This is a genomic window from Sphingobium sp. S6 (genome assembly GCF_905120495.1).
Classification (GTDB): Bacteria; Pseudomonadota; Alphaproteobacteria; order Sphingomonadales; family Sphingomonadaceae; genus Sphingobium; species Sphingobium agri.
Genome location: NZ_CAJHOG010000001.1, coordinates 1,009,786 through 1,027,043, shown reverse-complemented (window position 1 = coordinate 1,027,043; position 17,258 = coordinate 1,009,786). Strand labels below are relative to the sequence as shown.

The window sequence follows — 17,258 nt, the reverse complement described above, 5'->3', positions numbered from 1 at the left end:
CCATGTCTGCCCGTCGGAACAGCCTCCTGAGGTCAACCAGCGGTGCGGTGGCACCAACGGTGGCCCTGTCGCTTTTCGGTTTGATAGCGGCGGGCGGCATCGCGTTCGATTATGCGCGGTTGGCGGGGCTGGATACGGAGCTGCAGACAGCTGCGGATCAGGCTGCGTTAGCAGCCGCGACGCAGTTGGATGGGAAAAGTGGGGCAATTTCCCGTGCGACGAGTGCCGCACAGAATATGGTGCTGAACAAAACCCGGTTCGCTAACGACGGTAATGCGAACGGAATGAGCATCAATGTTCCGACGCTGACATTTTACGAAAGCTACAATTCATCGACAGACGTGTCGGGCACGGTGACAACTGACGACGCCAAGGCAAAGTTCGTCCAGGTTGCTGTCGGCTCGCGGGAGGCAGTGTACGCACTGACGCCGGTGGTCAGGGCATTCAGGTCCGGGGGCTTGAGTGCTCAGGCTGTTGCTGGAATGGGCAGCGCTATCTGCAAAGTACCGCCTGTGATGATCTGCAATCCCGCAGAGACCGGAGGCGGCACTTTCCCGACCGCTGCGGACAACGGAAAAGGATTGCTGTTGGAGGCAGGCGGCGGCACGACCTGGACGCCGGGGAATTACGGTTATCTGGACTTTGGTAGCGGGGCGAGTTCGCTGGAACAGGCGCTTGGTGCAAACAACGATATCGAGAACTGCCTAAGCAGCGACAGCATAGCGACCAAGCCTGGCAACACGGCGTCCGTACCAGATGCTATCAACACGCGGTTCGACATCTACGGGAACGGCCTGACAAACTATTGCAGCGCATCCACTGGTAACTGCAGTCCGGCGCTCAATGTGCGCAAGGACGTCATCCATGTTCCTTTTTCGACCGGGACCGGCAACGGAAATGGCAATGGTGGGAGCAACGGCAATGCCGGCGGAAACGGCAATGGCAACAGCGGTAGCAATGGCGGCGGCGGCGGCAGTGGGCCAAATTGTGGTTTCGCCAACGGCACCGATCCTTGGGTATTGCCGTCGGTTCAGTATTTGCCGTCAGCGAGCACGAGAGCGCAGGTCGGCGGCAATCCGGACAATATGGGCTTTCCCCGCGATATTTGCCATGCGGTGAGCAGCACGGGCGATTGCACCAGCTACAACGGTGGGCAGTCTGCCCGTTTTGGAGACGGAAACTGGGCCCACGACTTGTATTTTCAGGTTAACCATCCGGGCTCATTAAGCGTTGCGCAGGCCTGGACCGGGAGAACGAATAGTGCGCGGCTGACGCGTTATGATGTCTATCGTTGGGAAATTGCAACAGCAGGGATGCTGAACGCGCGGTCCATCGGATCAGGTAGCCATTATTCCTATGGATCACCGCAGTGCGCGGCCGGCGTTGGCGAATCTACCACTCAGAAGGACCGTCGCGTGATTACTGCAGCAGTTGTCGACTGCCTTGCAGGAGGGGTCAAAGGGTCGACGGCGATCAAAGTAAAGAGCTGGATCGATTTGTTCCTCGTCGAGCCATCGCTCGCCCGTGGCCGTACCAGTGCTGATCAAATCTATGTCGAGATTATCGGCCCTGCGACAAAGCCCGGCGGCGGCAACGCATTTCAATATTACTCACGCAACAAGCCGTATTTATTGAAATGAAACAGCTTCTCACCTTGATGCGCAGAGAGCAGCGTGGTGCTGCCGCGGCCGAAATGGCACTGGTCGCACCGATGCTTATCACCTTGATGTTCGGATCGTTTGAACTGGGCAATTATTTTCTTAGCGAGCATGCTCTCGCGAAAGCGGTACGCGATGGAGCACGCTACGCCACCAGAATTCCCGTTACAAACTATAGCTGCCCTTCCGGATCGGCGAGCGGCAGCATCACGGGTGGAGAAACCGAAATTAAGAATGTCACCCGGACCGGCAGTATCGATGCGAGTGCTTCTCCGCGCTTGTCATATTGGACAAGCAACACGAACACAGTTTTCGTGACGGTGAAGTGCGTTTCTCCAAGCACCTATACCGGCATCTATTCGAGCGGCATGCCGGGCGATATTCCGGTGGTTACTGTTCGGGCTGCAATTAATTATCCTTCCCTATTCGCACGCGTGGGGCTGGCCAATGCGTCGCTCAGCCTGAACGCTGAATCAGAAGCTGCGGTGGTGGGGATATGAGGCAGCGTTTCGGCGATCTGCTGCGCCAGGAGCAGGCCAGTTCGGCCGCCGAGTTCGCGCTAGTGTTGCCCTTGCTCCTAATTTTTCTGCTGGGCCTCATCGATGTTGGCCGATTGATGTGGACGTGGAACCAAGCTGAAAAAGCGACACAGATGGGGGTCCGTTACGCGATTGTGACCAACCCGATCTGGGCGGGGATGAAGAATTATGACTTCGTGGCCACAGGTAATCTCGTTCCTGGAGAACCGGTCCCCACTACTTTCTTTGGCAAAGTAACCTGTAGCTGGTCAGATAGCTGCGGTACATGTGTTGGTTCATTTTGCTCAGGCACCAAAGCTAAAGATTATGACAGCGCCGCTTTTTCTTCTCTCGTAGATCACATGAAAAAGTTTTTTCCCGGCATGGTTGATAGCATCGATCCAACGGGCAGAACAAAGGTCCTCGTGACCTTTTCTAACTCAGGCCTCGGCTATGTGGGCGATCCCAACGGTGCGGCGGTAGCTCCCTTGGTAACCGTCAGTCTCCAAAACGTCCGCTTCAAGCCATTTTTTCTTCTTTCCCAGCAGGCAATTACGCTGCCGCCATTCCAGTCGTCCCTGACTTTCGAAGACGGCCAGGGCACGGTATCAAATTGAGGAACAAGATCTTGGGCATCGTGAACACAACGGAAGCGGCCGAGAGTTGGACCCTCAATGTGGGGGATGAGGGCATCTATCTGATCCTTTCGGAGCAGGAGGTCGCGGCTTCGGATATTCTGGGCGATCGGTTGGGGGGGCTGTCGTTGACGCTTTCCATGCTGCCGGCCGGGGCGGCTTTGCCGTCGCAACTGGTTGCAGAGGCGAAGGCTGTCATCCTGGAGGTGCAGCCGGATGACGAGGCGTCCATGCGGCGGCTGTCCGCCTTGCGGACGGCCAATCCGGCCTTGCTGGTGGTGGCGGCTGTGCGCAATGCGGAGATCCCTCTGGTGCGCGCGCTGTTGCGGAGCGGGATCAACGATGTCGTCGCGCTGCCTCTGCAAGCGAGTGAATTGTCGGCGACCATCGATCATCTGCGTGCGGAGATCGCCGCCAAGGGCGGGCGCGACGTCAAGACGGGCGCTCTGGTGTCGATCATCAAGAGCGTCGGCGGTGTAGGTGCGACGACGATCGCCACGCAGGCGGCCAGCCTGCATGCGCGGACGGTGAAGCAGGCTGGCGAGCGGGTGTGCCTGTTCGACTTCGATGTGCAGTTCGGCAATGCCGGGACGTTCCTGAACATCAGTTCGCCGCTGACGCTGGCGGATTTGTTGCAGGGCGGGAACCGGGTCGATGCCGAGTTGCTCGGTTCCGTCACGGTGGAAACGCCGACCGGGCTGCACGTCGTCACCGCACCCACGGAGATCATGCCGCTGGAAGCGATCAATGCCGATCAGGTGTTTCGTGTGGTCGAACTGGCGCAACGGAACTTCGACACGATCTATCTGGACTTGCCGGGCAATTGGACCAACTGGTCGATGTCGCTGGTGGCCCGGTCGGAAGTCATATTCCTGGTGTGCGAACTGACCATCGCCAGCCTGCGTCAGGCGCGGCGGCAGATCGCATTGCTGCGCGATCAGGATATCGATCCGGCGCGCATCCATGTGATCGCCAACCGGGTGGAAAAGAAGCTGTTCCGGGCGATCGGGCTGGAGGATGCGGCAGCAGCGCTGGATCATCCCGTGACCCTGAGCATCGCGAACGACTTTCCGCTGGTCAGCTCTGCGCTGGATCAAGGCGTGCTGATCCAGGAATTGAAGGCGCGGAGCCGCATCTGCAAGGACATGGCCGACATTGTCGATTGCACCGTGCAGGCGGCAGAGGCGCGGCGGACGGCGGAGAAGGGCTGATGTGGCAGATCCGAAAGGGCGACAGCCGGTTTGAAACGCGGGACGAGGTAGGACCGACCGATACCGAGCTGGTTCATTGGGAAGAGGACCGGCATACCGAGTTGAAGGTCGCGCTGCACCAGAAGCTGATCGACCTCATTAACCTGTCCGCGCTGGAAAATATGTCGCGAGCGCAGGTGGAAGCGGAAGTGGGCGAAATCGTCCATGAGCAGCTGGCGTTGCAGAAGCATGCGCTGAACCTGGAAGAGCGCAAGCGGCTGGTGTCCGACATATTGGACGAGTTGCTGGGCCTGGGGCCGTTGGAGCCGCTGCTGAAGGATCAGAGCGTCACCGACATATTGGTGAACGGGCACAAGATCGTCTTTGTCGAGCGCGGCGGGCGGCTGGTGGAAACGGCGGCGCGCTTCAAGGATGAGAAGCATCTGCTGCGCATCATCCAGAAGATCGTGGCGGCAGTAGGACGGCGCGTGGACGAAGCTTCGCCCTTTGTCGATGCGCGTCTGGCGGATGGGTCGCGCGTCAATGCGGTGGTGCCGCCGCTGGCGGTCGATGGGTCGCTGCTGTCGATCCGCAAGTTCGCCAAGGTGCCGATCAGCATGGCGCGACTGTCCGAGCTGGGCAGCGTGCCGGGGCCGATGGCGCAGGTGCTGGCGGCGGTGGTTGCTGCCCGGCGCAATGTGTTGATTTCCGGCGGCACGGGGTCGGGCAAGACGACGCTGCTCAACGCCATGTCGGCGAGCATCGATGAGGCCGAGCGGATCGTGACGATCGAGGATTCGGCCGAGCTTCAGTTGCAGCAGCGGCATGTGGTGCGGCTGGAGACGCGGCCTCCGAATATCGAGGGGCGGGGTGAGGTTACGCAGCGGGATCTGGTGAAGAACGCACTGCGTATGCGGCCCGATCGCATCATCGTGGGCGAAGTGCGCGCCGGGGAGGCGTTCGACATGCTGCAGGCGATGAATACGGGCCATGATGGGTCGATGACCACGGTTCACGCCAATACGCCGCGCGATGCGCTGTCCCGTGTCGAACAGATGATCGGCATGAGTGGCATCGACATTTCGCCGCGATCGGCGCGGGCGCAGATTGCTTCGGCGCTGAACGTCATCGTGCAGGTCGGGCGCTTGTCGGACGGGCGGCGGCGCTTGCTGAGCATTTCGGAGATTACCGGCATGGAAGGCGAGGTCATCACCATGCAGGAAATCTTCCGCTTCAAGATGACCGGCCGGGACGAGAATGACATGGTGCGCGGCCATTTCGAGGCAACGGGCATCCGGCCCAAATTCATGAGCGAACTGGCCGACCGGGGCATTCATCTGCCCGCCGACCTGTTCCGTCCCGATGCGGTGGTGCAATGATCAATCCGCTTTACATCCGCGCATTCGTGCTGGTCCTGCTGTTCGCGGCGGTGATCCTGACGATCGAGGGCGTCCATGGCTGGTTCCGGGCACGCGCTGGCAAGGAGCGGGTGGTCAACAAGCGGCTGAAGATGATCGCGCAGGGCTTTGAGCGGAGCACGGTGCTGTCGCGGTTGCGGCGCAATGACGACAGCATGAACTTCAACCATGACAGCGTCTTTGGGCGAATGGCTCTGGGCGTCGTGCGATCGCTGCATGGGGCTGGCTTGAGCGTGCCCGCGCGCACGGTGCTGACGTTCATGGGCATGGGCACGGGCGTGCTGTTCCTGATCGTGGTGATCGGCGCGCTGGCGGCGGGATATGGCATGACGGTGGGCATGATCGTGATGGCGGGGGCTTTTGCCGTGTCGCTGGGCGTGCTGCTGCCGGTGATGGTGCTCAGCCGGTTGAGCCAGCGGCGGCGCAAGAAGATGGAGGAGCAGTTTCCCGTGGCGCTCGATACGTTCGTGCGTGGCCTGCGCGCCGGGCACCCGATCGCGGCGGCGCTGGACCTGCTGACCAAGGAGATGAAGGACCCGATCGGCAGCGAGTTCGGCATCGTCGTTGATGAGGTGACCTATGGGTCCGACCTGCGCGACGCGTTGCAGCGCATGGCGGAACGGTGGGACATGAACGAGATGCACATGTTCGTGACGTCGCTGTCGGTGCAGGCGGAGACGGGCGGCAACCTGGCCGAGATATTGGAAAATCTGTCGCTGGTGATCCGTGAACGGGCGAGCCTGTTCATGAAGGTGCGGGCGCTGAGTTCCGAAGGGCGGATGACGGCGGTCATGCTGACGGCGCTGCCGATCCTGGCGTTCGTCGCGCTGGTCCTGCTCAATCCCGCCTTTTACCTGGATATCGCGCAGGACCCGATGTTCATCTTCGGCTTTTCCGGGCTCATCATCCTCTACATCATCGGCTTTGTCACGATACGCCGCATGGTTGATTTGAAAGTGTGACCTGATGCTGGATTTCGCCCTGATTTCGCAATTGCGGCCGGTGCTGCTGGTCCTGCTGTTCGTCGCGATCGTGGCGATCGTCTATGGCGTGACGGAGATGATCGCGCGCACGTCGCGGGTGCGCAGCCGGCTCGACATCGTGAGCGAGGCGGGCAGCGCCGTGCAGGGCGGCGGGCAGTCGCTGCGCAATGAGCGCAACAACAGTGAATGGAAGAAGCTGGTCGACCGGATCGAGAAGCTTGGCATTTCGCTGGCGGACACGAAGAATGATGCCTTGCGCAAGCGGTTGATCGCGGCGGGCTATCCTTCGCCCGAGGCGCCGAAGATATTCACATTCGTCCGATTGGTGCTGACGCTCGCGCTGCCCGCGGTGCTGGTGCTGATGTCGCTCAATAAGCCTGAGCCGCCGAGCCCGATGAAGCTCTATTTCATGGCGATGGGCGTCGCGGTGATGGGGCTGTATCTGCCGAACCTGTTCATCTCCGCCAGGGCGGCGCGGCGGCAGGAGGCGATCGTCCATGGCTTTCCCGATGCGCTGGACCTGATGCTCGTGTGCGTCGAGGCGGGGCTTGGCCTGGAAGCGGCGATGGACCGGGTGGGGCGGGAGCTTGCCATATCGCATCCGCTGGTGTCGCAGACTCTGGGCAAGGTGGTGCTGGAACTGCGCGCGGGGCGGAGCCGGGCGGATGCGCTGCGGCGGATGGCGGACGATGTCGATGTGGACGAGATCCGCTCCTTCGCAACGCTGCTGATTCAGTCGGACCAGCTGGGTTCGAGCGTCGGGCAGACGCTGCGCGTCTATGCGGCGGAAATGCGGGAGAAGCGGCGGATGCGGGCGGAGGAGAAGGCGCATCGGTTGCCGGTGCTGCTGTCCGTGCCGCTGGTCGCGTGCATGCTGCCGGTGATGATCGGCGTGCTGATGTTGCCCGCAGTGGTGCGCGTGGTGCGGGATATATTGCCGGTCATGACACGGTAGAGGGAACGAGGGGGACAGGCATGATGAGACGGATAGTGGCGATCGCGCTCATCTTCGCGAGCGGGGCATGCAGTTCGGGAAACCGGGATGTGGCGATCCGGCCGGTGAACGCCGATGCTGCGGCGGTGGCAACGGCGACGGAGGCACTGGCGCGCGGACAATTGCTGTTTTCCCGTGGCGAGCATGCGCTGGCGCTGGACGCATTCAGACGGGCTGTGCGGCAGGAGCCGGGTAACGCCACTGCGCTGAATGGCGTGGCGATCAGCTATGCCGCGATGGGGCGGCATGACCTGGCGCGACAATATTTCGAGCTGGCTCTGGCCCGCGCGCCGCTGGACGAGCGGGTCCATCGCAACTTTGCACGGAGCCTGATGGCGCAAGGGTTGCGGGATGACGCCGATGCTCTGCTGGCGGAGATTGGGCAGGGGGCTGGCTTGGCCGGGGCGCGGCGGCTCACGCTGGCGCAGTTGGCGGCAACGGGAGCGGGGAAGCCTGCGGCCGCCGTGCAGACCGGCGGGCTGGAACTGGAGCGCATTTCCATGGGCGAGGTGCGGCTGCGCACGACAGCCGCGAGCAACGGCCAGCCAGTGCTGCCGGGGCGGCGCACGGCGCAGCTGAATACCGCGATCGTCACCGTGGCGAATGCGGCGGCAGTTTCCCCCGCTGTCTCGCTCTCGCGCGAGCTGAAGGCGCCAATCGTCACGTCTGCCGCGCCTGTGGACGCGCCCTCCTGCAGCGGAGGCAGTTGTCCGGCGATGGCGGGCCGTGATGAGCCGGACCGGCTGTTTGAGAAACTGTGGAAGTGGAGCGGAGGGCAGGGATGAGCCTGCTGCTCCTGTTGCTGGCGGCGGCGGCGAATGCGCCAGTTGCGGAGGCGTCTGGAGCGACAGCTGGTGCGCCTATGGATTATGGCCGGTTGATCGACAATGCGATCGACGGGAACCGGATCATCCAGGCCGACACGATGCTGGCACAGTGGCGGGCCGACCCCGCGCCGGGTGACAAGGCCGGTATCGCGATCGCCGAGGCGCGCCTGGCGCTGGCCAAGGGACAGGATGCGGAGGCGGAGGCGCAATTTGCCGCGCTGGCTCAAGCCGGCATGACGGATTGCCGGATTGATGAAGGGCTGGGCATCGCGCGGTTGCGGCTTGGACGGCCCCAGCAGGCGGCAGAGCTTCTGCGCCGCGCCGCCGACCATTGCGATCGGAGCTGGCGGACATGGAATGCACTGGCCGTCGCTTATGATGCGGGCAAGTCGTGGCCGCTGAGCGCAGCGGCCTATGAGCGTGCCTTTCAGCTTACCGGCAGACCCGTTCAGGTGCTCAACAATTATGGGCTGTCCCTGATGGCGCAGGGTGAGGCGGATAAGGCGGCCGTGATATTCGACCAGGCGCGCCGGATGGCGCCTGATGATGGGCGGATCATCTCGAACGGGGATGCGGCGCAGATCATGGCAGGACGTGACATAGAAAGGCGTGCCGAGGATGATGCCGACAGTTGGGCCAAGCGGCTGGGCGATGCCGGTCAGGTGGCGCTGCGCATGGGGGATGCGGTGAAGGCGCGCGCTTATCTGAGCCGCGCGATGACGGAAGCAGAAAGCTATCAGCCCAAAGCGGCGGCCGCCCTGGCGGCGATGGGGGCGAGGCCATGATGAGGGACCTCATCCTGCTGGCGGTATCCGGGGTCCTTCTGGCGGCTGCGATCGAGGATATTGCGCGGTTGAGGATTTCCAACATCTTCCCGCTCCTGATTCTGGGACTGTTCGTGCCTTGGGTCGCCGTGACCGGGTGGGAGAATGACATCTGGCAGAATGGAACGCTGTTCGTGGCCGTCTTTGCCCTTGGATGCCTGCTGTTCGCGATGCGGTGGATGGGCGGGGGTGACGTCAAGCTGCTGGCGGCGTGCGCGCTGTGGTTCGATTGGGGCGCGGCGCTGCCTTGGTTCGTCTATGTGACGGTGGGCGGCGGCCTGCTTGCCTTGCTGATCATGGTGGGGCGGCGGATGGTGCCCAAAGCGGTGCGGGAGGGCTCCTCGCTGGCGATCTTTGCAGCGGGGGGACCTATTCCTTATGGCGTCGCGATTGCTGCCGGGACGGTGATGGCGCTGTATATGGTGGGGCCTAATCCTAGCGGCGTGGCGCATCTGCCGGAGTTTGTGCGGGGGTTGAGGTAGGGCAAGGGTTGGGGCTGTGTGGACCTGCCCTGGTTATGTAATCTGCCGAGGAAGCTCGCTTCGCTCGCGCCCACCCCTAGCCCCTCCCGCCTGCGGGAGGGGGAGGTGTTGGATGGGTGGATAGCAGACGTTGGAGAAATTACGAGACAGAGCCTCATATTGGGCGATCGTCGTGTCACTAAAGGCATCTTCTCGACTGCTTTTTTTGTCTTGATAATCTATAGGACCGTCAAACTGCTTGGCAGTGAAGTCGTACCGATCGCCGCCGATCAGATTATAGAAGTGCCAATCACCGTTGACATCGGTTTTTACAATGTCGCCGCCAAGACAATCCTGAGCTACAAGAGCGGTGACACTGCACTGGCCCCGCGCCGGATTATGTTCAGTGTATTTTCCGGAAGTCCGCGTCGACCAACAGCGCGGTATTTTTTCTGAAAATTCCGACACGGTCACCATGATAGCGCAACATGACGACTCGTCGGCATGGCCGCAAGTGGTCCCTTAGGCTACACCCTAGACTTCGTCATGCCAGCGCAAGTTGGCATCTCATGCGACGGCACGGCGCAGCATCCTGAGATCCTAGCGTCCGCTGGGACGACGGGTGTGGTGGGGTGGAGCGGGAGCGTGAAGGGTGAGACGAAAGGTAGCGCGCGCCGGCGTCAGGCGTTCGCCAATAGTCCCTCTACCAGACCTTCGAACAGGCGGCGGCCATCCGTTTTGCCGTGGGCTGGTTCGATCACGCGTTCGGGGTGGGGCATCATGCCCAGGACATTGCCTGCTTCGTTGAGGATGCCGGCGATGTTGCGGGCGGAGCCGTTGATGCTGTCGGCGTAGCGCAGGGCGACGCGGCCTTCGCCTTCGAGGCGGTCGAGCGTTGCGCTGTCGGCGAAATAATTACCGTCATGGTGGGCGACGGGGAAGGTCACCTGTTCGCCAGCGGCATAGCGGCTGGTGAAGGCGCTCTGGGCGTTTTCTACGGTCAGGGAAGCGTCGCGGCAGACGAAATGGCCGCCTGCGTTGCGCAGCAGTGCGCCGGGCAGAAGGCCGCTTTCGGTCAGCACCTGGAAGCCGTTGCAGATGCCCAGCACATAGGTGCCGCGCTCGGCCGCCTTGGCCACCGCCTGCATCACGGGCGAGCGCGCCGCCATCGCGCCGGAACGCAGATAGTCGCCATAGGAAAAGCCGCCGGGTACGCCGATCAGGTCGATGCCTTCGGGCAGTTCGGTGTCGCGGTGCCAGACCATGACCGGCTTTTCACCGCTCACCGCCTCGAAAGCCACGGCGAGGTCGCGGTCGCAATTGCTGCCGGGGAAGACGATGACGGCGCTCTTCATGGCTCAGGCCACCTTTTCGATGCGGTAGTTTTCGATGACGGTATTGGCGAGCAGCTTGCGGCACATGGCATCGATATCGTCATCGCTGGTGCCATCGGCAAGGTCGAGCTCAATGAGCTTGCCCGCGCGCACGTCATTGACGCCGGAAAAGCCGAGGCCGTCGAGCGCGTGGTGGATCGCCTTACCCTGCGGGTCGAGAACCCCGCCCTTGAGGGTGACGAAGATGCGGGCTTTCATGGGGCCAAAACTCCGTGGATTGCTATGGCGCACCCCCTAGTCGCGTGGGGCGGGACAAGCAAGGCATTATCCCTTTCTTAGCGAGTGGCCGCTATGGTTGGGCAAGGGATAGAGGGTTTTCAAGATGGCTGGTCTGGCACTGGCGATGTTTGTGGGGCTTTTCGCCTTTGGGCAGCAGATCGTCGGCTATGACGATCCGCATGGCCGCGTGCAGTTGGCCCTGCTTGCCACATTCGCTTTCGGGGTTCTGATCGGATATCGGGCAAGCGCCTGAACCTTTGCGAAAAATGCTGTTCGCTCAGGGGCCCGCCTTCCTTTAGGGCGGGGTCATGAGCGGTGACTATCTCTATTACACATGCGCGGTTCTGGCGGTTATCCTGTCCGGCCTTGCCAAGGGCGGCTTTGCCGGGGCGGGAGCGCTGGCGATGCCGATCATGGCGCTGGGCATCGATCCGGTGCGGGCGGCGGCGATCATGCTGCCTATCCTCATCCTGCAGGATGCGGTGAGCGTCTGGTCCTTCCGGCGCAGCTGGGACCGGCATATATTGAAGGTGATGATGCCCGGCATGGTTGTCGGCGTGGGGCTGGGCTATCTGTTCGCTGCGCAGGTGTCGGAAACGGCTGTGCTGGGAGCGCTCGGCTTCATCTCGACGCTGTTCGGGGCGCAGCGGCTTTGGATCGAGCGGGGCGGGAAGGTGGTGCTGCCGTCCAGTTCGCCTGACTGGGTCGGGACCTTGCTGGGGGTCGCGAGCGGTTTTACGAGCCAGATCGCGCACGCGGGCGCGCCGCCATTCCAGATGTGGGTACTGCCCAAGCGGCTCGCGCGCGACGTGCTGGTGGGCACGACCGCGATCGCCTTTGCCGTGATGAACTGGATCAAGGTGCCCGCTTATGCGGCGCTGGGGCAGTTTACGCGCGCCAATCTGATGGCGACGGCGATGCTGGCGCCGTTGGCGATCGGGGCGACCTATGCGGGCGTTTTGTTGGTGCGCAGGGTCGATCCGGCGCGATTCTACACGCTGATCTACGTGTTGATGGTGCTGTTGGGGATCAAGCTGATGGTGGATGCGGTGGTGGGGTGAGGAGGTTCACCCCACCACGCGCTTGGCCAATCAGTCCTTGCTGCGCTTCTTGCGGTGGGTGTCGAGGTCTAGGACGGTCGTGTCCGCGCCTTCGGGCAGCAGGCCCAGGCGGCGGGCGACTTCCTGATAGGCTTCGACTTCGCCGCCAAGGTCGCGGCGGAACCGGTCCTTGTCCAGCTTTTCGCCGGTGTTCATGTCCCACAGTCGGCAGCCGTCCGGGCTGATTTCGTCCGCCAGGATGATGCGGCTATAGTCGCCGTCCCACAAGCGGCCGAACTCCAGCTTGAAGTCGATCAGGCGGATGCCGATGGCGGCGAAGAGGCCGCACATGAAGTCGTTGATGCGGATCGCCATGTCGGCGATGTCGTGCATCTCTTCCTGGCTGGCCCAGCCGAAGCAGGCGATATGTTCTTCGGACACGAGCGGGTCGCCCAGCGCGTCATCCTTGTAGCAATATTCGATCAGGGTACGGGGCAGCTGCGTGCCTTCCTCGATCCCCAGCTTCTTGCTGAGTGATCCGGCGGCGACATTGCGGACCACGACTTCGATCGGCACGATTTCGACCTGGCGAACGAGTTGTTCGCGCATGTTGAGGCGGCGGATGAAATGGGTGGGGACGCCGATCTGGCCGAGTAGGGTGAAGATATGCTCGGAAATGCGGTTGTTGAGCACGCCCTTCCCGGAAATCGTGCCTTTCTTCTGCGCGTTGAAGGCGGTCGCGTCGTCCTTGAAATATTGGATGATCGTGCCGGGCTCAGGGCCTTCGTAAAGGATCTTTGCCTTGCCTTCGTAGATCTGGCGGCGACGGGCCATGCGCGTTCCTGTCTTCCCGAGAAAAGAATGTGCCCCGGCAACGCGAATCAAGGAGGATAAGCGGGTGCCGGGGCTGCTGGGCACGGCCCATAGACCAAAGCTGGCGGGGGTGCAATTAGGCGGCTGAGCGGGGGCTGACGCCAGCGGCGTTCGGACCCTTGCCCTTCTGATGCGCGGTTTCGATTTGCTCCCTGGCCGTGCTGTCTTCCTGCCGCGCCGCGATCAGGCGTTCGGTGAAGCAGCGGCGCCACCAGCTGATATCCTGTTCCTCGACGCAGTCCATCATCGAACGCCAGCGGCGCTGGCGTTCGTCGAGCGGCATGGCAAGCGCCCGGGTGATGGCGTCGGACATTTCCTCCGGGCTGTAGGGGTTGATGAGGAGCGCGTCCTTGAGCTGCGTTGCGGCGCCCGCGAAACGGGAGAGGATGAGGACGCCGGGATCATCAGGGTCCTGCGCGGCGACATATTCCTTGGCGACCAGGTTCATGCCGTCGCGCAAGGGCGTGACGAGGCCGATGCGGGCCGCGCGATAGATCCCGGCCAGCTTGTCGCGGGGATAGCCCTGATTCACGTAGCGGATGGGGGTCCAGTCCACGTCGCTATATTCGCCGTTGATGCGCCCGGCGATGGCGTCGAGGGTGGAGCGGATATGCTGGTAGCTTTCCACCTCCCCGCGTGAGGGCGGCGCGATCTGCGTCAGGACCACCTTGCGATGATGTTCCGGATGGTCCTTGAGGAAGCGGGAATAGCCGCTGAACCGCTCCTCCAGGCCTTTGCTGTAGTCGAGCCGGTCCACACCCACGATCATCGACCGGTCCTGCAAGGATCGGCGGACCTTCTCGAACATCTCCTTGGCGGGATCGCTGACGGCCGCGTTGGAGAATTCCTGCGCGTTGATGCCGATCGGGCAGGCAATCGCCTGAATCGTGCGATCGCCCAATGTGACGAAGTCGCCATCGACGGTGCCGTTCATCTCCCGCTCCACATAATGGCGGAATGACTCCAGCCACTCCTCGGTGTGGAAGCCGATGACGTCATAGGCGAACAGGGTCTGCACCAGCTTGGTATGATGGGGCAGCGAGACGAGCAGGCGCGTGGGCGGCCAGGGGATGTGGAGGAAGAAGCCCATCCGGTTCTGGTGCCCCTTGTCCCGCAACATCTGACCGAGCGGGATCATATGGTAATCCTGCACCCAGATGATGTCTTCGGGCTCGATCAGCGGGCTGGTCGTGTCCGCGAAACGCTTGTTGACGCGGTTGTAGCCGCCTTCGAAATCGCGCGCATATTCGGCAAGGTCGATGCGGAAGTGGAACAGCGGCCAGAGCGTCTTGTTGGCATAGCCGTTATAATATTCGTCGACGTCCTGCTCTTCGAGGTCGATCGTAGCGGTCTTGACCCCTTCGTCCTCGGAAAAGCCGATATGGCCGGTGAAATTTTCGGTGACTTCGCCCGACCAGCCGACCCAGATGCCCCGGCTTTCCCGCAGGGCCTGGGCCAGCGCGACGGCCAGCCCGCCCTGATTGCCGGACTTGTTGGGCCTGCTCACCCTGTTGGAAATGACTATCAGGCGGCTCATCGCATCACGCTCCACGGCTTGCTCAGCAGAACGGCGCAGTTGATGATGCCGACCAATGAGTAGGTTTGGGGATAATTGCCCCACAATTCGCCGGTTACCGGATCGATATCCTCCGACAAGAGCCCCGCAGCGGTGCGGCGGGACAGCATTTCTTCGAACAGCAGCCGCGCTTCTTCGGTGCGGCCGGTGCGATGCAGCGCCTCGATCAGCCAGAAGGTGCAGACGTTGAACGCCGTGACCGGCTCACCGAAATCGTCAGGCGCGCTGTAGCGGAGCATGTTGTTGCCGCGCCGCAGATCCTTTTCCAGCGCCTTCAGCGTGCCGATGAACATCGGATTGTCGGCGGTGAGGAAGCGCAAGTCCAACAGTTGGAGCAGCGAAGCGTCGCGGGCGTCATCTTCGAAATTGGCGGAAATGGCGTTGCTGTCCGTCCGCCAGGATGACTGAAGGATGCGCGCCTTCATGATTTCGGCCCGCTCGCGCCAATGGCTTTCGCGGTCGGACAGATCGAGCGCGGCGGCGGCATGGGCGAGGCGGTCGCAGGCGGCCCAGCACATGACGGCGCTGTAGCTGTGGACATGGGCGCGGGTACGTAGTTCCCAGAGGCCGGCGTCAGGCTGGTCATAGACAGACCATGCTCGTTCGCCGACCGCTTCGAGTGCTTCGAAGTCGGACATGCCCGCCATGCGCAGCAGGCGCTGGTCGATGAAGCCCTGAACCGATGACAGGACGATTTGACCATAGGCGTCATGCTGAATCTGCGAATAGGCGGCGTTGCCGACTCGTACCGGGCCCATGCCGCGATAGCCCGGCAGATTTTCCGCCTCCCGTTCCTCCAGCGTCGCATTGCCGCGCACGTCGTAGAGCGGCTGGATATGGCCGCCCTTCGCGCCGTCGACGATGTTGCGGAGATAGACGAGGTAGCTTTCCAACACATCCAGCGCGCCCAAACGGTTGAGCGCCTCCACGGTGTAATAGGCGTCGCGTATCCAGCAGTAGCGATAGTCCCAGTTGCGCCCTGAGTCGGCATGCTCCGGGATGCTGGTGGTCAGCGCCGCGACGATTGCGCCGGTTTCCTCATGCTGGCAGAGTTTCAGGGTGATGGCGGAGCGGATGACGGCTTCTTGCCACTCCGCCGGGATGGCGAGGCCGCGCACCCAGACCTGCCATTCGAGGATCGTGTCATCCAGCATGCGCTCGACTGCGGGGCGTAGCGCGTCGGAAAAACTCTCGTCCGGCCCGAGGAAGAAGTGCATGTCATGTTCCAACCGGAACCAGCTTTCCTGGCTGATGAGGCCAATGGGCGCATTGGTCGACATGCGCATCGCCATGTAGGACAAGACCAGACGGATATGGTTGGAGCCATAGCTGATCGGCACCTGCTCCGAATGCCATGACGTCGTGGGGCGCAGCCGGACGCGGACGCGGGGGCTGCCTGCCACGGGCCGCACGATCCGGCAAAAGGCGACAGGGCGGTACATACGGCCAAGGTGCCGGTGGCGCGGGCAAAAATCATAAAGTTCGATGGCGTTGCCATGATCATCGGTCTGCCGCGTGACGAGGATCGGCGTGTTGCGGATATAATGTTGTTCGACGGTGACGCAGTTTTCGAGCTCGATCGCCCAGAAGCCGCGCGCGTCGGGCTGATCCCAACCCTTGTCATCGAGAAGCGCGGAAAAGACGGGGTCTCCGTCCACACGAGGCACACACGCCCATATCATCCGACCCGCGCGATCGATCAGCGCGGATGCCTGGCAATTGCCGATCGGCCAGAGATCGAGATTGCGTTCGTTCCCGGCGAAGTGCGTTTGACTGTTCCTGACTATCGTTCTGCCCCCTGGTTCGTTCGAACAAGGGGCGCCAGCCACGGCTCAGCCCGGCCTGACGACCCCCTTTTCAAGATAATGCCTGACGGCGGCAACCTGTTCCAAAGAGAATGCGGCAAGCGTTGCGCGCGGCGGGCCGACCAGAATGCCCGCGCCACCCAATTCGGCGGCGGCGGCGAAGCCTTCTTCATCCGTGACGTCATCGCCGATGAAGAGCGGACGGCCGCCAGCCATGGGAGAACGGGCCATCAGGGCGTGAACCGCGCTGCCTTTGTCCGCGCCGCCGGGGCGCAGTTCGAACAGCATCTTGCCCGGCTGGACGGCGAGGCCAAGCCGTTCGGCCAGGTCGGTGGCCAGTTCGCCTGCCTGCTCCCCCCATTGAGGCGCGCCGCGAAAGTGCAGGCCGACGCTGATCGATTTGCGTTCGACAAGCACGCCAGGCTTGTCCTTGGCGAACTGGTGAAAAGCGGCTTCGGCATCGTCCACCGCTGGACGGCGGGGAGGGGCTTCGACCTGTTCGCCGGGCTGGGCGAACTCCAGCCCGTGGGTTCCGGCAAGCAGGAAGCCGCCAAAGCCAAGATCGCGCAATGTCGCGATCGACCGGCCGCTGACGATCGCCAGACGGCCTTCCAGCGCATCGCGTAAATCCCCGAGCATGGCGAGCAACTCTTCATCGACGATGACGCCGTCGGGCGTCGGGGCGATCGGCGCGAGGGTGCCGTCGAAATCAAGGAAGAGCGATGCGCCCGTCAGCAGGGAAGCTGGCGGCGCGGAAAGGGTGGTGAGAGAGGGGATGGAATCGGACACGGGCGCAAATTGGCGCGTCGCAGCAAATGTGCAAGTCCCCAAGGGAGCCGTGAG

Annotated in this window: 19 protein-coding genes; 12 read left to right on the top strand and 7 right to left on the bottom strand. The window is 62.5% G+C overall.

Annotated features, from left to right (window positions below; genetic code table 11):
- The first annotated feature begins 2 nt into the window (after positions 1 to 2).
- The 10 genes from SPHS8_RS05300 to SPHS8_RS05255 are packed head-to-tail and all read left to right on the top strand — an operon-like array spanning position 3 to position 9,529.
- The gene (locus SPHS8_RS05300; RefSeq protein ID WP_201514570.1) at positions 3 to 1,640 is read left to right on the top strand and encodes a pilus assembly protein TadG-related protein; all 1,638 of its coding nucleotides are present in this window, start codon (positions 3 to 5) and stop codon (positions 1,638 to 1,640) included.
- Entirely contained in the window at positions 1,637 to 2,158 is a 522-nt protein-coding gene (locus SPHS8_RS05295; RefSeq protein WP_201514569.1) for a TadE/TadG family type IV pilus assembly protein, read from the top strand. The genes SPHS8_RS05300 and SPHS8_RS05295 overlap by 4 nt, the downstream gene beginning before the upstream one ends.
- The gene (locus SPHS8_RS05290; RefSeq protein ID WP_201514568.1) at positions 2,155 to 2,793 is read left to right on the top strand and encodes a TadE/TadG family type IV pilus assembly protein; all 639 of its coding nucleotides are present in this window, start codon (positions 2,155 to 2,157) and stop codon (positions 2,791 to 2,793) included. The genes SPHS8_RS05295 and SPHS8_RS05290 overlap by 4 nt, the downstream gene beginning before the upstream one ends.
- A complete protein-coding gene (locus SPHS8_RS05285; RefSeq protein ID WP_201514567.1) occupies positions 2,790 to 4,022 on the top strand; it encodes an AAA family ATPase in 1,233 nt (410 codons plus the stop codon). Before SPHS8_RS05290 ends, SPHS8_RS05285 begins: the two co-directional genes overlap by 4 nt.
- Positions 4,022 to 5,380: a CpaF family protein gene (locus SPHS8_RS05280; protein ID WP_201514566.1), complete on the top strand. Its 1,359-nt coding sequence runs from the start codon at positions 4,022 to 4,024 to the stop codon at positions 5,378 to 5,380. The genes SPHS8_RS05285 and SPHS8_RS05280 overlap by 1 nt, the downstream gene beginning before the upstream one ends.
- Positions 5,377 to 6,381, top strand: a complete 1,005-nt coding sequence (locus SPHS8_RS05275) for a type II secretion system F family protein (RefSeq protein ID WP_236574972.1) — start codon at positions 5,377 to 5,379, stop codon at positions 6,379 to 6,381. Before SPHS8_RS05280 ends, SPHS8_RS05275 begins: the two co-directional genes overlap by 4 nt.
- A gap of 4 nt (positions 6,382 to 6,385) precedes the next feature.
- A complete protein-coding gene (locus SPHS8_RS05270; RefSeq protein WP_201514565.1) occupies positions 6,386 to 7,357 on the top strand; it encodes a type II secretion system F family protein in 972 nt (323 codons plus the stop codon).
- Positions 7,358 to 7,377: 20 nt separating this feature from the next.
- Positions 7,378 to 8,181 carry a tetratricopeptide repeat protein gene (locus tag SPHS8_RS05265; RefSeq protein WP_201514564.1) on the top strand — a complete coding sequence of 268 codons (804 nt, stop codon included), beginning with the start codon at positions 7,378 to 7,380 and terminating at the stop codon, positions 8,179 to 8,181.
- On the top strand, positions 8,178 to 9,008 hold the full coding sequence (locus SPHS8_RS05260; RefSeq protein WP_201514563.1) for a hypothetical protein: 831 nt from the start codon (positions 8,178 to 8,180) through the stop codon (positions 9,006 to 9,008). The genes SPHS8_RS05265 and SPHS8_RS05260 overlap by 4 nt, the downstream gene beginning before the upstream one ends.
- Entirely contained in the window at positions 9,005 to 9,529 is a 525-nt protein-coding gene (locus SPHS8_RS05255; protein WP_201514562.1) for an A24 family peptidase, read from the top strand. The genes SPHS8_RS05260 and SPHS8_RS05255 overlap by 4 nt, the downstream gene beginning before the upstream one ends.
- 33 nt (positions 9,530 to 9,562) lie before the next feature.
- Here SPHS8_RS05255 and SPHS8_RS05250 read toward each other — a convergent pair whose 3' ends face one another.
- The 3 genes from SPHS8_RS05250 to purS form a co-directional block, all read right to left on the bottom strand.
- Entirely contained in the window at positions 9,563 to 9,985 is a 423-nt protein-coding gene (locus SPHS8_RS05250) for a YunG family protein (protein WP_201514561.1), read from the bottom strand.
- Positions 9,986 to 10,188: 203 nt separating this feature from the next.
- Complete coding sequence (gene purQ, locus SPHS8_RS05245; RefSeq protein WP_201514560.1) at positions 10,189 to 10,863, bottom strand: phosphoribosylformylglycinamidine synthase subunit PurQ; 675 nt, start codon at positions 10,861 to 10,863, stop codon at positions 10,189 to 10,191.
- Between the two features lie 3 nt (positions 10,864 to 10,866).
- Entirely contained in the window at positions 10,867 to 11,100 is a 234-nt protein-coding gene (gene purS, locus SPHS8_RS05240; protein WP_097091917.1) for a phosphoribosylformylglycinamidine synthase subunit PurS, read from the bottom strand.
- Positions 11,101 to 11,224: 124 nt separating this feature from the next.
- Here purS and SPHS8_RS05235 point away from each other — a divergent pair, with 124 nt between their 5' ends.
- A complete protein-coding gene (locus SPHS8_RS05235) occupies positions 11,225 to 11,374 on the top strand; it encodes a hypothetical protein (protein ID WP_176502204.1) in 150 nt (49 codons plus the stop codon).
- Between the two features lie 55 nt (positions 11,375 to 11,429).
- A complete protein-coding gene (locus tag SPHS8_RS05230; RefSeq protein ID WP_201514559.1) occupies positions 11,430 to 12,182 on the top strand; it encodes a sulfite exporter TauE/SafE family protein in 753 nt (250 codons plus the stop codon).
- A gap of 30 nt (positions 12,183 to 12,212) precedes the next feature.
- On the opposite strand, the gene purC is transcribed toward SPHS8_RS05230, so the two are convergent.
- The 4 genes from purC to otsB all read right to left on the bottom strand — a co-directional run bounded on the left by purC (position 12,213) and on the right by otsB (position 17,204).
- Positions 12,213 to 12,995 (bottom strand): phosphoribosylaminoimidazolesuccinocarboxamide synthase, encoded by a 783-nt coding sequence (gene purC, locus SPHS8_RS05225; RefSeq protein WP_097091915.1) that lies wholly within the window; start codon positions 12,993 to 12,995, stop codon positions 12,213 to 12,215.
- 115 nt (positions 12,996 to 13,110) lie between these two features.
- Positions 13,111 to 14,571, bottom strand: a complete 1,461-nt coding sequence (gene otsA / locus SPHS8_RS05220; RefSeq protein ID WP_201514558.1) for an alpha,alpha-trehalose-phosphate synthase (UDP-forming) — start codon at positions 14,569 to 14,571, stop codon at positions 13,111 to 13,113.
- Positions 14,568 to 16,337 carry a glycoside hydrolase family 15 protein gene (locus SPHS8_RS05215; RefSeq protein ID WP_268933194.1) on the bottom strand — a complete coding sequence of 590 codons (1,770 nt, stop codon included), beginning with the start codon at positions 16,335 to 16,337 and terminating at the stop codon, positions 14,568 to 14,570. The genes otsA and SPHS8_RS05215 overlap by 4 nt, the downstream gene beginning before the upstream one ends.
- A 105-nt stretch (positions 16,338 to 16,442) precedes the next feature.
- Positions 16,443 to 17,204, bottom strand: a complete 762-nt coding sequence (otsB, locus tag SPHS8_RS05210; RefSeq protein WP_201514556.1) for a trehalose-phosphatase — start codon at positions 17,202 to 17,204, stop codon at positions 16,443 to 16,445.
- Positions 17,205 to 17,258 lie beyond the last annotated feature (54 nt).

What these genes read in the sequence shown, in the direction of transcription:
- SPHS8_RS05265 (WP_201514564.1), top strand. Translation starts at nt 7,378, where the DNA reads ATGATGAGACGGATAGTGGCGATCGCGCTCATCTTCGCGAGCGGGGCA.
- SPHS8_RS05250 (WP_201514561.1), bottom strand. Translation starts at nt 9,985, where the DNA reads ATGGTGACCGTGTCGGAATTTTCAGAAAAAATACCGCGCTGTTGGTCG.
- SPHS8_RS05295 (WP_201514569.1), top strand. Translation starts at nt 1,637, where the DNA reads ATGAAACAGCTTCTCACCTTGATGCGCAGAGAGCAGCGTGGTGCTGCC.
- SPHS8_RS05280 (WP_201514566.1), top strand. Translation starts at nt 4,022, where the DNA reads ATGTGGCAGATCCGAAAGGGCGACAGCCGGTTTGAAACGCGGGACGAG.
- SPHS8_RS05260 (WP_201514563.1), top strand. Translation starts at nt 8,178, where the DNA reads ATGAGCCTGCTGCTCCTGTTGCTGGCGGCGGCGGCGAATGCGCCAGTT.
- SPHS8_RS05275 (WP_236574972.1), top strand. Translation starts at nt 5,377, where the DNA reads ATGATCAATCCGCTTTACATCCGCGCATTCGTGCTGGTCCTGCTGTTC.
- SPHS8_RS05290 (WP_201514568.1), top strand. Translation starts at nt 2,155, where the DNA reads ATGAGGCAGCGTTTCGGCGATCTGCTGCGCCAGGAGCAGGCCAGTTCG.
- SPHS8_RS05270 (WP_201514565.1), top strand. Translation starts at nt 6,386, where the DNA reads ATGCTGGATTTCGCCCTGATTTCGCAATTGCGGCCGGTGCTGCTGGTC.
- SPHS8_RS05300 (WP_201514570.1), top strand. Translation starts at nt 3, where the DNA reads ATGTCTGCCCGTCGGAACAGCCTCCTGAGGTCAACCAGCGGTGCGGTG.
- purC (WP_097091915.1), bottom strand. Translation starts at nt 12,995, where the DNA reads ATGGCCCGTCGCCGCCAGATCTACGAAGGCAAGGCAAAGATCCTTTAC.
- SPHS8_RS05230 (WP_201514559.1), top strand. Translation starts at nt 11,430, where the DNA reads ATGAGCGGTGACTATCTCTATTACACATGCGCGGTTCTGGCGGTTATC.
- purS (WP_097091917.1), bottom strand. Translation starts at nt 11,100, where the DNA reads ATGAAAGCCCGCATCTTCGTCACCCTCAAGGGCGGGGTTCTCGACCCG.
- SPHS8_RS05255 (WP_201514562.1), top strand. Translation starts at nt 9,005, where the DNA reads ATGATGAGGGACCTCATCCTGCTGGCGGTATCCGGGGTCCTTCTGGCG.
- purQ (WP_201514560.1), bottom strand. Translation starts at nt 10,863, where the DNA reads ATGAAGAGCGCCGTCATCGTCTTCCCCGGCAGCAATTGCGACCGCGAC.
- SPHS8_RS05235 (WP_176502204.1), top strand. Translation starts at nt 11,225, where the DNA reads ATGGCTGGTCTGGCACTGGCGATGTTTGTGGGGCTTTTCGCCTTTGGG.
- otsA (WP_201514558.1), bottom strand. Translation starts at nt 14,571, where the DNA reads ATGAGCCGCCTGATAGTCATTTCCAACAGGGTGAGCAGGCCCAACAAG.